This is a genomic window from Pseudomonas sp. CNPSo 3701, from assembly GCF_028674975.1.
In the GTDB taxonomy this organism is placed as follows: domain Bacteria; phylum Pseudomonadota; class Gammaproteobacteria; order Pseudomonadales; family Pseudomonadaceae; genus Aquipseudomonas; species Aquipseudomonas straminea.
Genome location: NZ_JAQZSI010000003.1, coordinates 606,365 through 627,543, shown reverse-complemented (window position 1 = coordinate 627,543; position 21,179 = coordinate 606,365). Strand labels below are relative to the sequence as shown.

The 21,179-nt window shown below is 65.2% G+C and carries 18 protein-coding genes; 1 reads left to right on the top strand and 17 read right to left on the bottom strand.

Features of this window, described 5'->3' with window-relative positions; translation table 11 throughout:
* Positions 1 to 201: 201 nt before the first annotated feature.
* The 9 genes from pdeM to zwf form a co-directional block, all read right to left on the bottom strand.
* Positions 202 to 861 carry a ligase-associated DNA damage response endonuclease PdeM gene (pdeM, locus tag PVA39_RS12155; RefSeq protein ID WP_274124257.1) on the bottom strand — a complete coding sequence of 220 codons (660 nt, stop codon included), beginning with the start codon at positions 859 to 861 and terminating at the stop codon, positions 202 to 204.
* Entirely contained in the window at positions 858 to 3,434 is a 2,577-nt protein-coding gene (locus PVA39_RS12150) for a ligase-associated DNA damage response DEXH box helicase (RefSeq protein WP_274124256.1), read from the bottom strand. The genes pdeM and PVA39_RS12150 overlap by 4 nt, the downstream gene beginning before the upstream one ends.
* Positions 3,431 to 5,170 carry an ATP-dependent DNA ligase gene (locus tag PVA39_RS12145; protein WP_274124255.1) on the bottom strand — a complete coding sequence of 580 codons (1,740 nt, stop codon included), beginning with the start codon at positions 5,168 to 5,170 and terminating at the stop codon, positions 3,431 to 3,433. Before PVA39_RS12145 ends, PVA39_RS12150 begins: the two co-directional genes overlap by 4 nt.
* Positions 5,167 to 6,180, bottom strand: a complete 1,014-nt coding sequence (locus tag PVA39_RS12140; protein ID WP_093506945.1) for a ligase-associated DNA damage response exonuclease — start codon at positions 6,178 to 6,180, stop codon at positions 5,167 to 5,169. Before PVA39_RS12140 ends, PVA39_RS12145 begins: the two co-directional genes overlap by 4 nt.
* A gap of 115 nt (positions 6,181 to 6,295) precedes the next feature.
* Positions 6,296 to 6,454 carry a DUF3309 family protein gene (locus tag PVA39_RS12135; protein ID WP_004373322.1) on the bottom strand — a complete coding sequence of 53 codons (159 nt, stop codon included), beginning with the start codon at positions 6,452 to 6,454 and terminating at the stop codon, positions 6,296 to 6,298.
* 243 nt (positions 6,455 to 6,697) lie between these two features.
* On the bottom strand, positions 6,698 to 7,516 hold the full coding sequence (locus PVA39_RS12130) for a shikimate 5-dehydrogenase (protein WP_274124254.1): 819 nt from the start codon (positions 7,514 to 7,516) through the stop codon (positions 6,698 to 6,700).
* A gap of 92 nt (positions 7,517 to 7,608) precedes the next feature.
* Positions 7,609 to 8,268 carry a bifunctional 4-hydroxy-2-oxoglutarate aldolase/2-dehydro-3-deoxy-phosphogluconate aldolase gene (locus PVA39_RS12125; RefSeq protein WP_274124253.1) on the bottom strand — a complete coding sequence of 220 codons (660 nt, stop codon included), beginning with the start codon at positions 8,266 to 8,268 and terminating at the stop codon, positions 7,609 to 7,611.
* 19 nt (positions 8,269 to 8,287) lie between these two features.
* Positions 8,288 to 9,001 carry a 6-phosphogluconolactonase gene (gene pgl / locus PVA39_RS12120; protein ID WP_274124252.1) on the bottom strand — a complete coding sequence of 238 codons (714 nt, stop codon included), beginning with the start codon at positions 8,999 to 9,001 and terminating at the stop codon, positions 8,288 to 8,290.
* Positions 8,988 to 10,457 (bottom strand): glucose-6-phosphate dehydrogenase, encoded by a 1,470-nt coding sequence (gene zwf, locus PVA39_RS12115; protein WP_274124251.1) that lies wholly within the window; start codon positions 10,455 to 10,457, stop codon positions 8,988 to 8,990. The genes pgl and zwf overlap by 14 nt, the downstream gene beginning before the upstream one ends.
* Positions 10,458 to 10,635: 178 nt before the next feature.
* Here zwf and PVA39_RS12110 point away from each other — a divergent pair, with 178 nt between their 5' ends.
* On the top strand, positions 10,636 to 11,496 hold the full coding sequence (locus PVA39_RS12110; protein ID WP_274124293.1) for a MurR/RpiR family transcriptional regulator: 861 nt from the start codon (positions 10,636 to 10,638) through the stop codon (positions 11,494 to 11,496).
* 376 nt (positions 11,497 to 11,872) lie between these two features.
* Here PVA39_RS12110 and PVA39_RS12105 read toward each other — a convergent pair whose 3' ends face one another.
* The 8 genes from PVA39_RS12105 to PVA39_RS12070 form a co-directional block, all read right to left on the bottom strand.
* Complete coding sequence (locus PVA39_RS12105; RefSeq protein ID WP_274124250.1) at positions 11,873 to 13,105, bottom strand: maltoporin; 1,233 nt, start codon at positions 13,103 to 13,105, stop codon at positions 11,873 to 11,875.
* A gap of 74 nt (positions 13,106 to 13,179) precedes the next feature.
* Entirely contained in the window at positions 13,180 to 14,325 is a 1,146-nt protein-coding gene (locus PVA39_RS12100; RefSeq protein WP_274124249.1) for an ABC transporter ATP-binding protein, read from the bottom strand.
* A 28-nt stretch (positions 14,326 to 14,353) separates the two neighbouring features.
* Positions 14,354 to 15,184, bottom strand: coding sequence for a carbohydrate ABC transporter permease (locus PVA39_RS12095; protein ID WP_274124248.1), 831 nt, complete (start codon positions 15,182 to 15,184; stop codon positions 14,354 to 14,356).
* Positions 15,177 to 16,085 carry a carbohydrate ABC transporter permease gene (locus PVA39_RS12090; RefSeq protein WP_218548261.1) on the bottom strand — a complete coding sequence of 303 codons (909 nt, stop codon included), beginning with the start codon at positions 16,083 to 16,085 and terminating at the stop codon, positions 15,177 to 15,179. Before PVA39_RS12090 ends, PVA39_RS12095 begins: the two co-directional genes overlap by 8 nt.
* A 115-nt stretch (positions 16,086 to 16,200) precedes the next feature.
* Positions 16,201 to 17,469: an ABC transporter substrate-binding protein gene (locus PVA39_RS12085; protein ID WP_274124247.1), complete on the bottom strand. Its 1,269-nt coding sequence runs from the start codon at positions 17,467 to 17,469 to the stop codon at positions 16,201 to 16,203.
* A gap of 115 nt (positions 17,470 to 17,584) precedes the next feature.
* Positions 17,585 to 18,817, bottom strand: a complete 1,233-nt coding sequence (locus PVA39_RS12080; RefSeq protein WP_274124246.1) for a D-mannose isomerase — start codon at positions 18,815 to 18,817, stop codon at positions 17,585 to 17,587.
* A 142-nt stretch (positions 18,818 to 18,959) separates the two neighbouring features.
* Entirely contained in the window at positions 18,960 to 20,423 is a 1,464-nt protein-coding gene (locus PVA39_RS12075; protein WP_274124245.1) for an ATP-binding protein, read from the bottom strand.
* Positions 20,413 to 21,147: a response regulator gene (locus tag PVA39_RS12070; protein ID WP_274124244.1), complete on the bottom strand. Its 735-nt coding sequence runs from the start codon at positions 21,145 to 21,147 to the stop codon at positions 20,413 to 20,415. The genes PVA39_RS12075 and PVA39_RS12070 overlap by 11 nt, the downstream gene beginning before the upstream one ends.
* Positions 21,148 to 21,179 lie beyond the last annotated feature (32 nt).

Genomic DNA, 21,179 nt, shown 5'->3' with positions numbered 1-21,179 from the left:
TTTTTGCGGCAGGCATTCTATCGACCGGGAGGCAAATAACTAGAGGAAGGTGAAACGTTTCAGTCGACCAACGGCGATGCCCGGTGAGAGTTACTGCCTGGACTGTGAACCGAATCACGATTGTTCAACGATTTACAGCGGATAAGAGGCTGATCGTCAGTTTTCCGTCTGACCGAACTGTGGCGATATGCCACACCGTGATCAGGCCAATCGCCACACCGCCCCATCCAGAGCGCCATAAATGGCCCGCCCTGGCATCGACTCGATGGCCATGCCGCCAGTGAACTCGCCAAACGCCGGCAGCAGGGTCGCCGCCTGCTCGATGCAGAAACATGGCATGCGCAACCGGTCCCGCCCTCGCCCGCGCAACACGAACACCGGATGCAGGTGCCCGGCGAGTACGTGGCGGCCCGGGCAGCTCGTCAGCTCGTGACACAGGGCGAACGGCCCCATCGGCCAGGGCTCGCCCACCACGTCGATGCCCAGCTCGGCCGGGGGGTCGCCGGCGCTGCGATCATGGTTGCCGCGTACCAGCAGGATCTGCAGCTCGGCATTCCGGGCTCGCCAGGCCTGCAAGGCGGCCAGGGTGCTGCCACTGCGCGCCGGCCTGGCGTGCAGGAAATCGCCGAGAAAGATCAGTTGCCGGGTGGGATAGTCCTGCAGCAGCCGGTCGAGGCGTTGCAGGTTGCGCGCCGTGGTGCCCTGGGGCACCGGCTGGCCGAGTAAGCGGTAGGTGGCCGCCTTGCCGAAATGCGCATCGGCAATCAACAACGCCTGCCGGGCGGGCCAGTACAGTGCCTTGTCGGCCAGCAGCCAGAGGGTCTCCCCGGCCAGCTCCACTGCCAGATGAGGTGCGCTCATGCAGATCCGGCCTTGGCCTTGCCTCGCGGGCGTCCATCCTTGCGCTTGCGTTCGCTGCGGCGGCTCGCCGGCTCGACCTCGACCAGCGGTGCGTCCGCCACTTGCGGGCCAGGTCCGGCGGCGCGCTCCAGTTCGCCGAGCATACGGGCGATGCGGTCGGCGAGCTTTTCCGAACTGAGCCGCTCGCGAAAGCGCTCGACCATCAACGGGAACGCCAGCGGCGTGGCGCGGCGCAAGGCGTGCAGGTTCAGCCGTGCGGCGCGCATGTCGGCCAGGGTGTGGCGCAGTAGCTGCACGTCCAGCTCCTGGCTCAGCACTTCGTCATGGGCCTGGGCGAGCAACAGATTGCCGGGGTCGTACTGGCGGAACACGTCGAAGAACAGGCCGCTGGACGCCTGCACCTGGCGCAGGCTCTTGCCTGCTCCGGGGTAGCCGCCGAACACCAGCCCGGCGATCCGTGCGATCTCGCGAAAGCGCCGCTGTGCCAGCTCTCCGGCATTGAGGCTGGCGAGCACGTCATGCAACAGATCACGCTCGTCGAACAGCTCGCCGTCGAGCAGTTGCTCCCATTCCACTTCATTGGCGCACAGCAGCTCCAGGCCGTAGTCGTTGACGGCGATGGAAAAACTCAGCGGCCGCCGCTGGCCCAGTCGCCAGGCCAGCAGGCTAGCCAGCCCAAGATGCACGTTGCGCCCGGCGAAGGGATAGAGAAACAGATGCCAGCCTTCGCGCGAATGCAGGGTTTCGGCCAGCAGAGTGCCGGACGCCGGCAAAGCCGACCAGTTGGCCTGCACCTCGAGCAGCGGTTGCAGCAGGCGCATTTCCGGGCCATCGAAACGGCCTTGAGCAGCCTGGCCGAAGCGTGCCACCAGCGCTTCGGCCAGGGTGTTGGAAAGCGGCATGCGCCCGCCATTCCAGCGCGGCACGCTGGCCTTGCCGGCAGCGCTGCGCTTGACGTAGGCGGTCATGTTCTCGACCCGCACCAGCTCCAGTGGCCGACCGCCGAACAGGAACACGTCGCCGGGCCGCAGGCGGGCGATGAAACCCTCCTCCACGCTGCCCAGGGAGCCGCCACCGCCCTTGCTCCACCATTTCACGGTCAGGCTGGCATCGCTGACGATGGTGCCCACGCTCATCCGGTGGCGCCGCGCCAGGCGCGGGCCGGGCACCCGCCATACGCCCTCTGCGTCCGGCTCCACGCGCTGGTAATCCGGGTAAGCACTCAAGGATTCGCCGCCCTGGCGCACGAAGGCCAGCGCCCAGCGCCACTGCGCCTCATTGAGGTCGCGATAGGCCCAGGTGCTGCGTACTTCGCGCAGCAGCTCGTCAGGCCGGAAGCCACCGCCGAGCGCCATGCTGACCAGATGCTGGACCAGCACGTCCATAGGCTGATGGGGGGATTCACGGGCCTCGATCCGCCCCGCCGCTACCGCATCCTGGAGCGCCGCCGCCTCGAGCAGCTCGACGGCGTGGGTCGGCACCAGGGTGGCGCGCGAGGTACGCCCGGGCGCATGGCCGGAGCGCCCGGCGCGCTGCAATAGGCGTGCGACGCCCTTGGCCGAGCCGATCTGCAGCACCCGCTCGACCGGCAGGAAATCGACCCCCAAGTCCAGGCTGGAGGTGCACACCACCGCCTTGAGCTTGCCCTGCTTGAGGCCGTTTTCGACCCAGTCGCGCACTTCGCGGGCCAGCGAGCCGTGATGCAGAGCGATCAGCCCGGCCCAGTCCGGCCGGGCCTCGAGCAGAGCCTGGTACCAGAGTTCAGACTGCGAGCGGGTGTTGGTGAATACCAGGCTGACGCTGCTCTTATCCAGTTCTTCGACCACCTGTGGCAGCAACCGCAAACCCAGATGACCGGCCCAGGGAAAGCGCTCCACCGCCGGCGGCAACAGGGTGTCGATCAGCGGCTTGCCGCCCTGCTCGCCACGCACCAGGCGGCCGTTGCCGTCGGGCAGCAGGACCTCCAGGGCGTGGGGCTGATTGCCCAGGGTCGCCGACAGCCCCCAGACGACCAATTGCGGGTTCCACTGGCGCAGCCGCGCCAGGGCCAGCTGCAACTGCACACCGCGCTTGTTGCCGAGCAGCTCGTGCCACTCGTCCACGACCAGCATGCCGACATGGGCGAACTGGTTTTTCGCGTCGGCACCGGTCAGCAGCAGGGTCAGGCTTTCGGGGGTGGTCACCAGCGCCGTGGGCAGGCGCCGCGCCTGGCGCTGACGTTCCGCGCTGCCGGTGTCGCCGGTGCGCATGCCCACCGTCCAGGGCAGTTCCAGGCCGTCGACCGGCGCCTGCAAGGCACGCTGCGTATCGGCAGCGAGGGCGCGCATCGGGGTGATCCACAGCACTGTCAACGGCGCCGCTGGCGGCGCTCGTTTGCTGACTGGAGCCTTTTTCGGCGACGCCTTACCGGCGAAACGATTGAGCGCGGCAAGCCATACCGCGTAGGTCTTGCCGGCGCCGGTGGAGGCATGCAGCAAGCCGCTCTGCCCATCGGCGACGGCCTGCCAGACCTCCTTCTGGAAATCGAAAGCCTTCCAGCCGTTACGCCGCAGCCATGTGCTGGCCAGGCTCATGGCAGCAATTCCTGCAGCAGTTCCAGGGTATCGGCCTCCTCCACGCCTTTGTCATGACGCCAGCGCAGCATCCGCGGAAAGCGCACGGCGATGCCGCTCTTGTGCCGGGGCGAACGGGCGATGCCTTCGAAGCCCAGCTCGAATACCAGGCTGGGGGTGACGCTGCGCACCGGGCCGAATTTCTCCACCGTGGTCTTGCGCACGATGGCATCGACCTTGCGCATTTCCTCGTCGGTGAGCCCCGAATAGGCCTTGGCGAACGGCACCAGACGCCGTTCGGGATCGCCCGGTGCGCCGTCCCATACGGCAAAAGTGTAATCGCTGTACAAACTGGCACGCCGGCCATGGCCGCGCTGGGCGTAGATCAGCACGGCGTCGACGCTCAACGGGTCGATCTTCCACTTCCACCACACGCCGACGTCCTTGCTGCGCCCCACGCCATAGGCCGACTCACGGGCCTTGAGCATCATGCCCTCGACGCCCAGCGAGCGTGAGGCTTCGCGCTGCTCGGCCAGCACCTGCCAGGTGTCGCCGTGCAGCAGCGGCGACGGCATCAGCCGAGGGCTGGCACAACTGGCCACCACCTGTTCCATCTGCGCACGGCGCTGGTGCTGCGGGTGGCTGCGCCAGTCCTCGCCCTGCCACTCCAGCAGGTCGTAAGCGAGCACCGCCACCGGCACTTCCTCGAGCAGCTTGCGGCTGAGGGTCTTGCGGCCGATGCGCTGCTGCAGCAGGGCGAACGGCTGAATGCCGAAGCGTTCGAGCTGCTCCTCGACCTGATCGTTGAGGGGCTCGGCAGGCTCGTCCGCCGCCGCGGCCATCAATTCGCCCTGCCTTGCGGTCGCTTCCGGCGCGTGCCGCCAGACCACCAGCTCGCCATCGATCACCGTGCCGTCGGGCAGCAGCGGCGCCAATTCCTGCAGTTCGGGAAAGCGCTCGCTGATCAATTCCTCGCCCCGCGACCAGACCCACAGCTGGCCGTCGCGCTTGACCAGTTGCGCGCGAATGCCGTCCCACTTCCACTCGATCAGCCAGTCGCCGGGCGAGCCCAGGCTGGCGTCGAATTCCTCGAGCGGGCGCTGTAGCGGATGGGCGAGGAAGAACGGATAGGGCTGGCCGCCGCGCTGGGCGTGCTCGTCTTCGGATTCAGCGGCGATAAGCCGTTCGTAAGACGCCGCCGTGGGCCGGTTCGACAGGTCGGTATAGCCGACCAGGCGCTGGGCGACGCGCTTGGCGTCCACCTCGGCGATGGCCGCCAGGGCACGGGTGACCAGCAGCTTGGAAACCCCGACCCGGAATGCGCCGGTGATCAGCTTGATGCTGACCATCAGCGATGGCCGGTCGAGCTGCGCCCACAGGGCATCCAGGCGCATCGCCAGTTCATCGGGCGGCAGGCCGCGCAACGGCAGTAGCTTCTGCTCGACCCACACCGCCAGGCCATCTCCGGAGGTCGAGGTGGCCTCGGGTAACAACAGTGCGATGGTTTCCGCCAGGTCGCCCACCGCCGAATAGCTTTCCTCGAACAACCAGTCGGACAGACCGGCGCGCTGCATCGCCAGTTCGCGCAGTTGCCGCGAAGGCACCAGTTGCCGAGGCCGGCCACCGGCCAGAAAGTACACGGCCCAGGCGGCGTCGGCCGGCTCGGCATCGCTCAGGTAATCCTGCAGGGCAGCGAGCTTGGCGTTGCTCGAGGTGGTGGCGTCGAGGCGCGCATACAGCTGCGCGAAGGCGATCACGAGCTCGGCTCCACGGCCGCGTCGTCTTCTTCACCGTATTCAGTGGCGAACGCCTGGGCATCCAGGCCCTGTTCGCGCAGATGGCGAACGAGAATGTTCACCGAACCGTGGGTGACCATCACCCGCTCGGCGCCGGTCTGCTCGATGGCCCACAGCAGGCCCGGCCAGTCGGCGTGGTCGGACAGCACGAAACCGCGGTCCACGCCACGGCGCCGACGCGTGCCGCGCAGCAGCATCCAGCCACTGGCGAAGGCATCGCTGTAGTCGCCGAAACGGCGTATCCAAGTGCTGCCGCCAGCCGACGGCGGTGCCAGGACCAGCGCCTGGCGCAGCAGCGGGTCGCCCTTTGGCACATCACCGGCGTAGCGCGTTTCGGGCAGGTAAACGCCAGCATCGCGATACACCTGATGCAGTGGCTCCATGGAGCCATGCCCGAGGATCGGCCCGATGCTTTCGTCGATGCCATGGAGGATGCGCTGCGCCTTGCCGAAGGCGTAACAGAACAGCACGCTGGCCCGACCGGCCTGCTGGTTCTGTCGCCACCAGTCATTGATGCCGGCGAAGATCTGCGCCTGGGGCTGCCAGCGGTAGATCGGCAGACCGAAAGTCGACTCGGTGATGAAGGTATGGCAACGCACCGGCTCGAACGGGTCGCAGGTGCCGTCCGGCTCGACCTTGTAGTCGCCCGAGGCGACCCAGACTTCGCCCCGGTACTCCAGGCGCACCTGGGCCGATCCCAGCACGTGCCCGGCAGGATGGAAACTCAGGGTCACACCATGGTGGTCGATGGTTTCGCCGTAAGCCAGGGTCTGCAGATTGATGTCGCGACCCAGGCGCGTGCGCAGGATGCCCTCACCCGGCGCTGCGGCCAGATAATGGGCGCTGCCGGTGCGCGCATGGTCGCCATGGCCGTGGGTGATGACGGCGCGCTCGACGGGGCGCCAGGGGTCGATATAGAAATCTCCGGGAGGACAGTACAGGCCTTCGGGCCGTGCAATCACCAGATCCAAGCAGGCGGCCTCCGCAGATAACAATGGGGGTAAAGCGAGTATTACATGAGTTGAGCCGCCGCCAGCGGTGTTTGCCGCTGGCGACGGTGCCTGCATCAGCGATGCAGGCGCTGGCTCATATGTAGCCCAGTAGTAACAGCACCAGCACGATGACCAGCACCAGACCGAGGCCGCCGGTCGGGCCGTAGCCCCAGCTGCGGCTGTGCGGCCATGCCGGGATGGCACCAATCAGCATCAGGATCAGAATGATCAGCAGTATGGTTCCCAAGCCCATGGCTATCTCCTTGCTCGTCTGTCGGCGGCCGCCGGTTAGCGACGCACCTGGCTTCGGAAGCCCGGGTAAGGCATTCCGTTCGGATTGCAGGGCATGGCGCTACGGCGAAGCCAGCGTCTGGCAGAGCGCTCGACGCAGCGCCATGCCCTACACCTTTTACGACTTGGCCGGGAAACGGAAAGTGCAAACTTTTAATGACCGGGCCCAGAATCCCGGTCAGAACACGGTAGGAGACGGGCGTTGCTAATCGGCCAGGGCGAAGCGCGCAGCCCGCTCGATCAGCTCGTCATCAGGGCGCACGCCGGTGTACAGCACGAACTGCTCGACGGCCTGCAGCACGATCACTTCGCCGCCGGTGATCACTGGCTTGCCGAGAGAACGGGCCAGGCGGATCAGCGGGGTTTCCACCGGCACGGCGACCACGTCGAAAACCCACTGCGCCGCCGCCACCGCCTGCTCGCTGAAGGCCAACTGTTCGGACTCGGCGCCACGCATGCCCAGTGGCGTGACGTTGACCAGCAACTGCGCCGGCTGGTCGTCCAACGCCTCGCGCCAGTGCACGCCACACTGCTCGGCCAGCGCCCTGCCCGCCGCCTCGTTGCGGGCGACGATGCAACCGTCGGCGAAGCCGCTGTCGCGCAACGCGCAGGCCACGGCCTTGGCCATGCCGCCGCTGCCACGCAAGGCATAGCGGCTGGCCGCAGGCACGCCGTGTTTCCGGAGCAGTTTCACCACTGCGCTGTAGTCGGTGTTGTAGCCGGTCAGCCGGCCATCATCGGCAACGATGGTGTTGACCGACTGCAGGGTCGCCGCCGAGTCGTGCAAGCCATCGAGGTGCTCGATGCAGGCCTCCTTGAACGGCATCGACACCGCACAGCCGCGTACGCCAAGGGCACGGATGCCGCCGATGGCCGCCGGCAGATCGCTGGTGGTGAACGCTTTGTACAGGTAATCCAGCTCCAGCTCGCGGTACAGGTAGTTCTGAAAACGCGTGCCGAAGTTACCGGGCCGCCCGGACAGCGACATGCACAGGCGAGTGTCTTTGCTGATGCGCAGGGTCATTCGGAACCTCGGAAATAGAGACGCCGGCGCGACGGAGGCATCGAGCCGGCGACAGAAATGGTCATGCAGGCCCGCACGTGGCGGGCCGTGATTCAGCCCAGCAGCGCCAGGGCGTCGGCACTGGCCTGGCGTACGGCGTCCCAGCCTTTGCTGCTGTCGAGCATCCAGCTGCCGCCCACGCACATCACGTTCGGCAGCGCCATGTACTTTTGCACGTTGGCCGGGCCGACACCGCCGGTCGGGCAGAAGCGGATATCGCCAAACGGGCCGCCCAGCGCCTTGAGCGCGGCGGTACCGCCACAGACCTCGGCCGGGAACAGCTTGAAGCGGCGATAGCCCAGGGCATAGCCGACCATGATCTCCGAGGCACTGGCCACGCCCGGCAGCATCGGCACCTGGCTCTGCAGCGCGGCGCGCAGCAGTTCGTCAGTAGAACCGGGGCTGACGATGAACTGGGCGCCGGCCTCCTCCACCGCTTCGAGCATGTGGCGATCGAGCACCGTGCCAGCGCCCACGCACAGGTGCGGGCGTTCTTCACGCAAGCGGCGAATGGCGGTCAGGCCATGGGGCGAGCGCAGGGTGATTTCCAGCACCCGCAGGCCGCCGGCATCCAGGGCGTCGGCCAGCGGCAGGATGTCTTCCTCACGGGCGATGGTGATCACCGGCATGATCCGCGCACGGGCGCAGAGCGCGTCGATGCTTTCGATCTTTTCCGCCATGGTCGGGGCTGGACGGCTGATGGCTTGTGTCATGGTCGTGTTCCTTTCGGGCCTAAGGGCACCAGTAGATTTCGAGCGGCGCGCGCAGAAACGCGCTGATCGGCATGTTCTTGTGATTGTCTTGCTGCAAGGCCTGTTCGAGTACCGCGAGCTTGCCCGGCCCCTCGATCGCCAGCAGCGGCAGGCGGGCCGCCCTGAGTAGCGGCAGGGTCAGGGTCAGGCGCTGGTGCGGCACGCTGGGTGCCAGCATCGGCAGGCAGCGGCGCGGGCAGTCTTCGCTGAGCGCCTCTTCCAGGTTCGGGCTGTTGGGGAACAGTGAGGCGGTATGGCCGTCGGTGCCCATGCCCAGGATCAGTACGTCGATACCTGGCAGGTCGCGCAGCGCCCGCTCGGTGAGTTCGGCCGCCTCCTCGAGGTTGCCAGCACTGTGATACAGCCCCAGCAACCGAGCCTCGGCAGCCCGCCCCTGCAGCAGATGGCGGCGTACCAGCGCTTCGTTGCTGTCCTCGTGGCTGGTCGGCACCCAACGCTCGTCGGCCAGGCTTACCAGCACCTTGTTCCAGGGCAAGGATTGCTGCGATAGCGCCTTGAAGAAAGCGATCGGGCTGCGCCCACCGGACACCACCAGGGTCGCCTGGCCGTGGCTGTCGATGGCAGCGCGCAGCGCGCCGGCCACGTTCTCGGCCAGCGCGCTCGCCAGGTGCTGCGCGTCGCTGTGACTGCGGGCGACCACGCCCACGGGAAATTCGAGGTCAGAGATCGCCATACCAGGCCCTCCCGTCGCGAGTGATCAGGGCGATGGAACTCATCGGCCCCCAGGTGCCGGCGACGTATGGCTTGGGCGGGTCGCCGAGTTTCTTCCAGCCGGCGATCAGCTGATCGCACCACTGCCAGGCGTGCTCGATCTCGTCCTTGCGCACGAACAGGTTCTGGTTGCCACGCATCACTTCCAGCAGCAGACGCTCGTAGGCATCGGGAATCCGCGCACTCTTGTAGGCAGTGGAGAAATTCAGCTGCAGCGGGCCGCTGCGCAGCTGCATCCCCTTGTCCAGACCCTGGTCCTTGGTCATCACCTGCAGGGAAATGCTCTCGTCCGGCTGCAGGCGGATGATCAGCTTGTTGCCGATCAGCTGGCGTTGCTCCGGCGCGAAGATGTAGTGCGGCGGCTCCTTGAAGTGGATGACGATCTGCGACAGTTTCTGCGCCATGCGCTTGCCGGTGCGCAGGTAGAACGGCACGCCGGCCCAGCGCCAGTTGCGGATGTCGGCGCGCAGGGCGACGAAGGTTTCGGTGTCGCTCTGGGCGTTGGAATTTTCTTCTTCCAGGTAGCCGGGAACCGGCTTGCCGTCGCTGGTGCCGGCCACGTACTGGCCGCGCACCACATGACGTGACAGCTGCTCGGCGGTCATCGGTTCGAGGGCCTTGAGCACCTTGACCTTCTCGTCACGGATGGCATCGGCCGACAGGTCGCCCGGCGGGTCCATGGCGATCAGGCAGAGCAGCTGCAGCAAATGGTTCTGGATCATGTCGCGCAGCTGGCCGGCCTTGTCGAAGTAGCCCCAGCGGCCTTCGATACCGACCTTTTCCGCCACGGTGATTTCCACGTGGGTGATGTGGTTCTGGTTCCACTGGGTCTCGAACAGGCTGTTGGCGAAGCGCAGGGCAATGAGGTTCTGCACCGTTTCCTTGCCCAGGTAATGGTCGATCCGATAGACCTGGCTTTCCGGGAAATAGGCCGCCACCGCATCGTTGACCGCGCGCGAAGAATCGAGGTCATGGCCGATGGGTTTCTCCAGCACCACCCGAGTGTTCTCGGCAAGGCCGACCGCTGCCAGGTTGGCGCAGATGCCGCCGTACACCGAGGCCGGTGTGGCGAAATAGGCGATCAGCTGGCGACCGCTGCCGACCATTTCGGCCAGCTGCGGGTAGCTGTCGGCGGGCAGGAATTCCATGCTCAGATAACGCATGCGCCCCTGGAAGCGCTGCATCACCGTCTCGTCAAGCTCGGTAGCTGGTAGGTAGCGGCGCAGGTGCGCGTCGATAGTACTCAGGTGCTTGTCGGGGTCACCGCCATCGCGCGCCAGGGCGAGCAACTGGGTATCCTCGTGCAGCAGCCCGGCACGGTCGAGCTGATAGAGGGCGGGAAACAGTTTGCGCAATGCCAGGTCGCCCAGGGCGCCAAACAGTGCGAGGGTACAAGGCTCAACGGGAATCATCGACATGATCTTTGTTCTTCTATCAAGTTGCCCTATTGATAGCGACTAAATCGCCATTTCGCAACCGAAAATGTAGTAATAACCACAACATATTCGTAGAGTGCGTGGAAGCCGGTAGCCAGTAGACCAGCCCCGGCTTAGGATTAACCCGGCATTTCATCGAACAAGGACAATAATGGATCGCGTGCGCAACCTTCTCGAACAGATCCAGGGCCGCCTCGAGAGCCTGAACAAGGCCGAGCGTAAGGTCGCCGAAGTGATACTGCTCAATCCGCAGCAGGCCACCCGCCTGAGCATCGCCGCCCTCGCCCAGGCCGCCCAGGTCAGCGAGCCAACGGTCAACCGTTTCTGCCGCTCGTTCGGCGTAAACGGTTACCCGGAACTGAAGATGCAGCTGGCCCAGAGTCTGGCCAGCGGCGCCGCGTACGTGAGCCGCGCGGTGGAAGCCGACGACGAGCCCGAGGCCTACACCCGCAAGATTTTCGGCAGCGCCATCGCCTCACTGGACAGCGCCTGCCAGAGCCTGGACCCGCATCTGATCAGTCGCGCCGTCGACCTGCTGATCCAGGCCCGGCAGATCCACTTCTTCGGCCTTGGCGCCTCGGCGCCGGTGGCGCTGGATGCCCAGCACAAGTTCTTCCGCTTCAACCTGGCGGTGTCCGCCCACGCCGACGTGCTGATGCAGCGCATGCTCGCCTCGGTGGCGCACACCGGTGATCTGTTCGTGATCATTTCCTACACTGGCCGCACCCGCGAACTGGTCGAGGTAGCGCGCCTGGCACGGGAGAATGGCGCCTCGGTGCTCGGCCTGACCGCTGCCGGCTCACCGCTGGCCCAGGCCTGCAGCCTGAGCGTCCATATTCCGCTGCCCGAAGACACCGACATCTACATGCCGATGACCTCGCGCATCATTCAATTGACGGTATTGGACGTACTGGCAACCGGCATGACGCTGCGCCGCGGCGCGGATTTCCAGCCGCACCTACGCAAGATCAAGGAAAGCCTCAACGCCAGCCGCTATCCGGCTGGCGAAGAACAAGGTTGATACCATCTTCCGGCAATGGTGGGTTACGGCGCCCGTAAATCGAGCCAAGCTCAACGATAGCGACCGCGCCTCCACCCACCCTACGGGATGGGGTCCGTAGGATGGGTGAAGCAGCGCAGAACGCCAATCTCGACTCATCACGATCCCGGAGCGCTGCGTAACCCACCACGCAGGCGACGCCGATCTCCATGGTGGGTTGCGGCGCACGAAGACCGAGCCAAGGCCAACACCAGCGATCAGCGCCTCCACCCACCCCACGGGATGGGGTCCGTAGAGTGGGTGGAGCGGCGCTGGAACGCTGACGGCGGCTCAACATGATCCCGGAGCGCCGCGTAACCCCACCAAAGGGGCACGCAAACGCAGAGGTATCAGCGCCCTACTTCCACCAGTACTCGACCTGCACGCCGAAGTTCGAGCCGTTGCGCGAGCTGCCAAAGGCGCCGGTGTCGGACAATGCGGAGCCTTCAGCCAGCAGATTCGCCGCTTCCTGCGCCGCCTTGTTCCAGGTGGCGTAGGTGTAATACAGACGAATCTCGGGGCGCTCGAAGAAGCCGGGGCCGTTCGGCGACCAGGTCGGCGCGATGGTGAACTTGCTCAGCTTGCGGGTGCCGCCGGACGCGTCAACCTGATCATGGCCGATCTCGCCGACCAGCTTGAACTGCTGGGTGAAGGCATAGCTGGTACGCCCGCCCACCGACCACCAATCTTGGTCGCCACCGTCTTCACGCTTGTCCTTCTGGTACACGGCCTGCACCTGACCACCCAGACGCGGGGTCATCTGGAAGTCGAAGAACTCGACCACACGCCAGCTCTTGGCGCTGCGATCCAGAGTCGGATCGCCGGTGTAACCAAGGCCGGTACCCGGACCCTCGCCGTATTGCAGGGCGAACTTGTTGTCGCCACCCAGGCCAAGGAAGTTCTTCTGCACGTGCTGGCCGGTCACCGCCCAGCCACTGTTCGAATCGTCAACGGAAGAAGGCTTGTCGATATAGCTGACGCCCACTTCGACTTCGCCACCCGGGTTGGTGACGAAGCCGCCGACGTTGAAGTCGTGACGGTTGATGTATTCCTTCTGGTCGTAGCTGTCCTTGCGCGAGAACACGTAGCTGTACTTGTAATCACCGATCTTCATCTCGTCGATACCGAAACCGGTGGCGCTCTGGTTCCAGTAGTAGAAGTCGGAGATGTGGATGTCGTTACGCTTGTAGAAACGTCGCCCGGCCCACAGCGAGCCGCCGTTAAGCGCCGGCATCTTGCTCCACTCGGCGTACATCTGGTTCATCCGCGCGGTGCCGCGGTCGCCGGTGAATTTCGGCGTGTGGCCATATTCGTTGAACAGCTGGGCCATGCCTTCGATGCTCAACACCGAACCGTCGTCGAGCGTGAACAGATCCTGACGCAGATCCAGCTCGGCGTAGTGCTCGCATTCGTTACCCAGACGGTACTTGGAGCGTGCGCCCGGCAGCTGGAAGCACGACTGCCGGCCGTTGCCGTCGGCCGTGCCGGCACCACTGCGCACGTAGCCGGAAAATTCCGTCGCCATGCCCGTAACCGGCAGTGTCAGGGAGCCCAGCGCCATGGCCAGGCCGATACCTGCTGATCGTTTCATATCCTCTCCTGCAGTTTTTTATTGTTGTTACCGCTTTGCTTTACCAGCCTCAGGACTGCGAGGCCGGCTCCTTCTCAACGATTCGTTAGCGAGGTGACATTGCTCGGCTGCGCGGCGCGGGTAAGGGGCCGTACGCGCTCACCGCTCTTGGCGTCGAACAGCAGCGCGCGCGCCGCATCAATGGACAGATGCAGAGGCTGGCCGACCGCCGGCGCCTGATCCGGCGCCAGACGACAGCACAGCTTGCTGTCATTGACGGTCACGAAAACCAGGGTGTCCGGGCCGGTCGGCTCGGTGACTTCCACCTGCGCAGGCAGGCCGTGGCCTTGCCCCGTGCCCGCCAGCTGCACCCGCTCGGGGCGCACGCCGAGCAGCATTTCACGCTGCTCGGCGCCTTCGGGCAGCTCGCCCATGGGCAGTTCGCAGCGCCCGGCCGCCGAGGTAAGCACGGCCCACACCTGGCCGTCGCGGCGCTGCAGTTGTACCGGGATGAAGTTCATCGGTGGCGAGCCGATGAAGCTCGCCACGAACTGGTTGGCCGGGTCGTTATAGATCTGTTGCGGCGTGCCGAACTGCTGAATCACGCCCTCCTTCATCACTGCCACCTTGTCGCCGAGTGTCATGGCCTCGATCTGGTCGTGGGTGACGTACACCGTGGTGGTTTTCAGGCGCTGGTGCATCAGCTTGATTTCGGTACGCATCTCCACGCGCAGCTTGGCGTCGAGGTTGGACAGCGGCTCATCGAACAGGTAGATCTTCGGCCGCCGCGCCAGGGCCCGGCCCATGGCCACGCGCTGCTGCTGGCCGCCGGACAGCTGGCCGGGCTTGCGCGCCAGCAGGTGCTCGATCTGCAAAAGCTTGGCGACCCGCGCCACTTCCTCGTCAATGGCCGCCGGGGCCATCTTGCGCATCTTCAGGCCGAAGGCGATGTTGTCGCGCACGTTCATGGTCGGGTACAGCGCGTAGGACTGGAACACCATGGCGATGTCGCGATCCTTGGGGCTCATGCCGCTGATATCGGCATCGTCAACCAGGATGGCGCCGTTGCTGATGTTTTCCAGCCCGGCGATGCAGTTCATCAGGGTGGATTTGCCGCAGCCCGAAGGGCCGACCAGGATCAGGAATTCGCCATCGTCGATCTTCAGATCGATGCTTTTCAGGGTGTCCGCCAGGCCGCTGCCGTAGGACTTGTTGACGTTGCGCAGTTCGAGCGTTGCCATCTACTTCTCCACTCTGAAAGCAGGGCTTTCAGCCCTTTACCGCGCCAGCCGTAAGGCCGCGCAGGAAATACTTGCCTGCCAGGATGTACACCAGCAGGGTCGGCAGCCCGGCGATCATCGCCGCGGCCATGTCCACGTTGTATTCCTTGGCCCCGGTACTGGTATTCACCAGGTTGTTGAGGGCCACGGTGATCGGCTGGGCATCGCCACTGGCGAACACCACGCCGAACAGGAAATCGTTCCAGATCTGGGTGAACTGCCAGATCAGGCAGACCATGATGATCGGTACCGACATCGGCAGCAGGATGCGCCCGAAGATGGTGAAGAACCCCGCGCCATCCAGGCGTGCGGCCTTGACCAGGGCATCCGGCACGCTGACGTAGAAGTTGCGGAAGAACAGCGTGGTGAAAGCGATGCCGTACACCACATGCACCAGCACCAGGCCAACGGTGGTGTTGGCCAGGCCGAACTTGCCGAGGGTGAACGAGGCCGGCAGCAAGATGGTCTGGAACGGCAGGAAGCAACCGAACAGCAGCAACCCGAAGAACAGCTGCGAGCCACGGAAGCGCCACATCGACAGCACGTAGCCGTTGAGCGCGCCGATGGCCGTGGAGATCAGCACCGCCGGAATGGCCATCTTCGCCGAGTTCCAGAAGTGCCCGCCGACCACGTCCCAGGCCTTGACCCAACCGATCAGGGTGAACACGTCGGGCAGCGACAGCAGGTTGCCGGCGCGCACGTCCTCGGGGGTCTTGAAACTGGTCAGCAACATCACCACCAGTGGCACCAGGTACAACGCGGCGGCGAACAACAGGGTGGTGTGAATCGCCAGGCGGCTTGGACTGAAGGCCTTAGTCATGGCGCTTGCCTCGCAATTCCGAGTAGAGGTACGGCACCAGAATGGCCAGGATCGCGCCGAGCATCAGCATCGCGCTGGCCGAGCCGATGCCCATCTGGCCGCGGCTGAAGGTGAAGTTGTACATGAACATCGCCGGCAGATCGGAGGCGTAGCCAGGCCCACCTGCGGTCATCGCCGCGACCAGGTCGAAGCTCTTGATGGCGATGTGAGCGAGGATCATCACCGCGCTGAAAAACACCGGGCGCAGGCTCGGCAGCACGATGCGCAGGTAGATGGTCGGCAAGCTCGCGCCATCGACCTGGGCGGCGCGGATGATCGACTGATCGACACCGCGCAGTCCGGCCAGGAACAGTGCCATGACGAAGCCCGAGGCCTGCCACACGGCGGCGATCACCAGGCAGTAGACGACCCGGTCGGGGTCCACCAGCCAGTCCAGGCGAAAGCCTTCCCAGCCCCAGTCACGCAACAGTTTGTCCAGGCCCAGGCCGGGGTTGAGCAGCCATTTCCAGGCGGTACCGGTGACGATCATCGACAGCGCCATCGGGTACAGGTAGATGGTGCGGATCACGCCTTCGCGGCGGATGCGCTGATCGAGCAGCACCGCCAGCAGCACGCCGATAACCAGGCTGATGGCAATGAACATGCCGCCGAAGACCATCAGGTTCTTGCTGGCGACCCACCAGCGGTCGTTGTCCATCAGCCGCATGTATTGCTGCAAGCCCACCCACTTGTAGCTGGGCATGAAGCTGGAATTGGTGAACGACAGCACTGCCGTCCACAGGATGTAGCCGTAGAACCCCACCAGCACCACCAGCATGGTGGGTGCCAGCACCAGCTTGGGCAGCCAGCGCTGCAGCGCATCGAAGGGTGAAGCCTTGCCGATTACCGTCGTGACACTCATCGGGCCTACCGTGATTGCAGAAACTCGGGACGAACTCCACCAGCAACAGGCCGGATGCTTGTCGCGCAGTGGAAGATGAAATCAGGCGGGCCGCCGGACGGCGGCCCGCTTCAGCTTACTGAGCGGATTTGATCGCCGCGGCCATTTGCGCGCCGGCCTTGCTCGGGTCGGCGTTCTTGTCGGCCATGAAGTTGGTGACCACGTCGAAGATCGCGCCCTGCACCGCCAGGTTGGTGGCCATGCTGTGGGCCATGCTCGGCTCCAGCTTGCCGGCCTTGTCGGCTTCCTGGAAGTCCTTCATGGAGGCCTGGGCGCAGCTGTCGAACTTGCTCATGTCCAGGTCCGAACGCACCGGGATCGAGCCCTTGTTCTCGTTGAACACGTACTGGAACTCGGGCTCCAGAGCGATACGCGCCAGGTCGTGCTGAGCGGCGATGTCGCCCTCGTTCTTGAGCTTGAACATGGCCATGGAGTCGATGTTGTAGGTGTAGCTACCAGCGGTGCCCGGCATCGGCACGCACTGGTAGTCCTTGCCCGCTACCTTGCCGGCGGCGGTCCATTCGCTCTTGGCCCAGTCGCCCATGATCTGCATGCCGGCCTTACCGTCGATGACTTCGGCGGTGGCCAGGTTCCAGTCGCGGCCGGCGCGGTTGTCGTCCATGTAGGTGGAGAGTTTTTTCAGCGCGGTGAACACTTCGGTCATTTTCGGGCTGGTCAGGGTCGCCTCGTCGTTCTCGACGAACGCCTTGTGATAGCCGTCGGCGCCCATGATGCCGAGCACCAGGCCTTCGAACACGGTGCTGTCCTGCCACGGCTGACCGCCATGGGCCAGCGGCGTGAAGCCGGCGGCCTTGAGTTTGTCGCCAGCGGCGTAGAGTTCGTCCAGGGTGGTCGGCGCCTTGTCGATACCGGCCTTCTTGAAGACTGCCGGGTTGATCCACAGCCAGTTGACGCGGTGGATGTTCACCGGCACGGCGACGTAATGGCCGTCGTACTTCATGGTGTTGGCGACGGTTTTCGACAGCAGGCCATCCCAGTTGTTGGCCTTGGCAACGTCATCCAGCGGCGCGAGCAAATCCAGCGCGCCCCACTCCTGCAGGTCCGGGCCCTTGATCTGCGCGGCGCCCGGCGGGTTGCCGGAGACCACGCGGGTCTTGAGTACGGTCATGGCGGCCGAGCCGGCACCACCGGCTACTGCGCTGTCCTTCCAGGTGTAGCCGTCCTTCTCGACCAGCTCACGCAGGACCTTGACGGCTGCCGCTTCGCCACCAGAGGTCCACCAATGCACGACCTCGACCGTACCTTTGGAGTCGGCCGCCAGCGCGGTGAGGGGGAACAGGGAAGCGAGAGAAACGGCAGTAGCGAGACGGGTGATCGCGTTCATCGAAGTACCTTTCTTTTATTGTTAGCGGCAAGTCAGGGTGCTTGCGTTGCAGGGAGTTTAATCAGGGTTGCCAGGCGACCAAGTAACGAAGGGATGCGTGAATGTCACCACCTCGTTACATGGCCGAAAGTGCGGTGGCCAGGCTCGGCGCCAGTGGCAGACGCGGCAGCAGCACGGCCTGGTAGGCGTGATACAGATCGGGTTTGCCGGGCCAGATAGTCGCCGCCGGGCGATTCTCGGTATCGAGTTCGTGATGCCAGCTGCCCTGGCACAGGTCGATGAAATGCCGGCCGGTGAATTCCCAGAAGCATCGGTACCACTGCTCGTAATCCGACTCCCCGGTGCGTCGTAGCAAAGCTGCGGCGGCGGCGCTGGCTTCAGCTTGCACCCAGTGCAGGCGCGCCCGCACCACCGGTTGCGCCTGCCAATCGAGGGTGTAGACCAGCCCTGGCGCGCCATCGGCGTGCCAGGCGTCGCGGCAGGCGCTGTCGAACAGGCCGCGTGCATCGCCCAGCAGCCAGCCGGGCGCCTCCAGCCCCGCGCGCTGCAGGGCGGCTTCCAGGTGCAGCAGCAGGCGCGCCCACTCGAAGCTGTGGCCGGGCGTGCTGCCGTAAGGGCGAAACGGATCGGCGCGGTTGTCGGCGTTGTACTCGGGCAGCGCCTGCCATTGGCAGTCGAAATGCTCGACCACCGCATGGCCGCGGACGGCGGCATGCCCGTGAATCAGCCGCTCGGCAATGCGCAGCGCACGCTGCAGCCAGACGCTGTCGCCAGTGACATCGGCCAGGGCGAGAAAGGCTTCCACGCCGTGCATGTTGCTGTTGGCGCCACGGTAGGCTTCTTCCTCGGACCAGTCGCGGCTGAAGCTCTCTCGTAGCGCGCCCTCTTCCTCGCTCCAGAAATGCCGCTCGAGGATGCCGATCGCCTCCTCCAGCAACCCATCAGCGCCGGGGCGCGCAGCCGCCTGGGCGGAACTGGCCGCCAAGGCCACGAAGGCGTGTAGATAGGCGCTCTTGTCGCTCTTGCGGGTGGCGTCTGCAAACCAGCCGCCGGCCACCTCGTCACGCAGCCGGCCTTGCAGCGCAGCGACGCCGTGATCGACCAGTGCGCCATAGCCAGGAATACCCTGCAGATGAGCCAGGGCGAAGCAATGGGTCATGCGCGTGGTATGAATCAATTCAGCAATGGCAGCGGGCGGCAACGCGCCCCTTTCATCGAGGGCCGCAAAACCCTCTTCGACCTTCGACGCACGGGCAAACGGCAACAGGCGCAGGCCTTCGGCATTCAGCCAGGCCTGATGGGCGGGCTTCACCAGCCAGCTGTCGGCAGGTAATAGGGGTGTGATCATTATTGTTATTCCATGCAAGCGAGCCGGCGCCTCAGGGGCAAGTTGCCCGCCCGGCTCGTGGGCTGTGGTCGCCCGAGTTTACTGGCGTGCTTGGGCCGCTCAGGTAACGAAGGCCGGCGGCTTTGTCACAGGGCGGTGACATTCAATCAGGCATCCGCGGCAGGCGCAGGGTCACCCGCAGTCCGCCTTCGCGCAGGTTTTGCAGGCTCACCTCGCCGCCGTGGCTGTGGGCGATGTTGCGCGCGATACCGAGCCCCAGGCCGTAGCCCTGCTGCTGCCCGGCCAGGCGAAAGTGCGGCTCGAACACCTGCTCGAGGCGCTGTTCGGGCACGCCTGGCCCTTCGTCATCGACGTGCAGCACGTAGGCATCGTCGTCATCCTCGACATGCAGATGGGCGCGGTGACCGTACTTGAGCGCGTTGTCGATCAGGTTGCCGATGCAGCGGCGTAGCGCCAGGGGCTTGCCGAGATAGGCCGCGACTGCCTCGCCATGCAGGGTTACGCGACCGTTGCCGGTCGGCGCCAGGTAAGGCTCGACCAGGCAATGCAGCAGCTGGTTGAGGTCCACCGACTCGATGTTCTCGTGGATATCGGTGTCCTTGACGCACTGCAGCGCGCCCTTGACCAGCAGCTCCAGTTCGTCGAGATCGCGACCGAACTTGGTCTGCAGGGTTTCGTCGTCGAGTAGCTCGACACGCAGGCGCAGCCGGGTGATCGGCGTGCGAAGGTCGTGGGAGATGGCGCTGAACAGCTGTGCGCGCTCGGTCAGGTAACGGCTGATGCGCTCGCGCATCGCATTGAAGGCCCGTGCCACCTCGACGACTTCCTTGCCGCCGGCCTCCTCCACCGGCTGGATATCGGCGCCCAGCGACAGGTGCCGCGCGGCGCGGGCCAGGCGTTTGAGTGGCCGGCTCTGCCAGCGCACCAGAATGCCAATGAACAGCAGCAGAAAGCCGCTGCTGAGCAAGATGAACCACAGCTGCTGGGTCGGCAGCACCGGCTCTTCCAGGCTGGTGTAGGGCTCGGGCAACAGCGAGGCGATATACAGCCATTCGCCAGGCGCGAGCTGGATCTGGGTGACCAGGACAGGCGGATTGACCGGTTCCAGGGTCAGCGCGTAGTGGGCCCATGAGCGCGGCAGCTCGTCGAGCTTCACGCCGCCATTGAAGATGCGCAGGTCATCGGGGCTGACGAAGCTCACGGAGATGTCCGCATTCTTGCCCAGCGACGCGTGCAGCACATCGCTCACTGCCTCGGTCACCGCCAGCTTGCGCGGTGTGGCGGGCAGCAGCTGCATGGCCAGCGGTCGGTCATTGAGGCTGACCACGAAACGGGTGCCGCCCATGCTGCGCAGTTGATCGAGCACCATGGGCCGGTAGGCCACCGGCAGCGAGCGAAAGTAGCGCACGCTGGCCGACATCGAATGGGCCAGGGCCAGGCTGCGCGCGGAAGTCACCAGGCCTTCGAGCTGGGTGGCGCGCAGTTGCGATAGCCAGATGGCGCTGGACAGCGTCTGCGCCACCAGCACCGAGAGCAGCGTCAGCAGCAGCATGCGGCCCAGCAGCGAGCGTGGAATCGGCAGCAGCCGACGCCAGTCAGCGCGCATTGCCGGCCTGGGCGCTGACATTGGCGGCCAGTTGGTACCCGCTGCCGCGCACGGTGCGAATCAGCCGTGGCGGCTTGCTGGTATCACGCAAACGCTGGCGCAGGCGGCTCACCGCCATATCGACGATGCGCTCGAGCGGCATCATCTCGCGGCCACGGGTGGCGTTGCCGATGGTGTCACGGTCAAGAATCTGCTGCGGGTGATCGAGAAACAGCTTGAGCAGCGCGAAGTCGGCACCGGACAGCAGCACTTCCTCGCCGTCACGGTGAAACAACCGGTGGCTGACCATGTCCAGGCGCCAGTCGTCGAAGGCCAGCACATCGGCGCCACGTTCCTGGGCGAAATTCACCCGTCGCAACAGTGCCTTGATGCGCGCCAGCATTTCCCGGGGGCTGAAGGGTTTGCCGATGTAGTCGTCAGCGCCCAGCTCCAGGCCGACGACGCGGTCGGCCTCGTCGGAGCTGGCGGTCAGCATGATGATCGGCACCTGAGCGAAGCGCTGGTGCTCGCGCGTCCAGCGGCACAGGCTGAAGCCGTCCTCGTCGGGCAGCATCACGTCAAGGATGACCAGATCGGCGCCACCCTCGCACAAGGTCTCACGAAACCCCGCACCGTCGGCCACGGTGCGTACTTGCAGGCCGGCGCGGCCGAGGTAGGTTTGCAGCAGTTCCCGAATATCCTGGTCGTCATCGACCAGCAGGATCGATTTTCCGGTTGGGCTCACATCGATAATCCTTGTTGTTATTGGCGATGCTA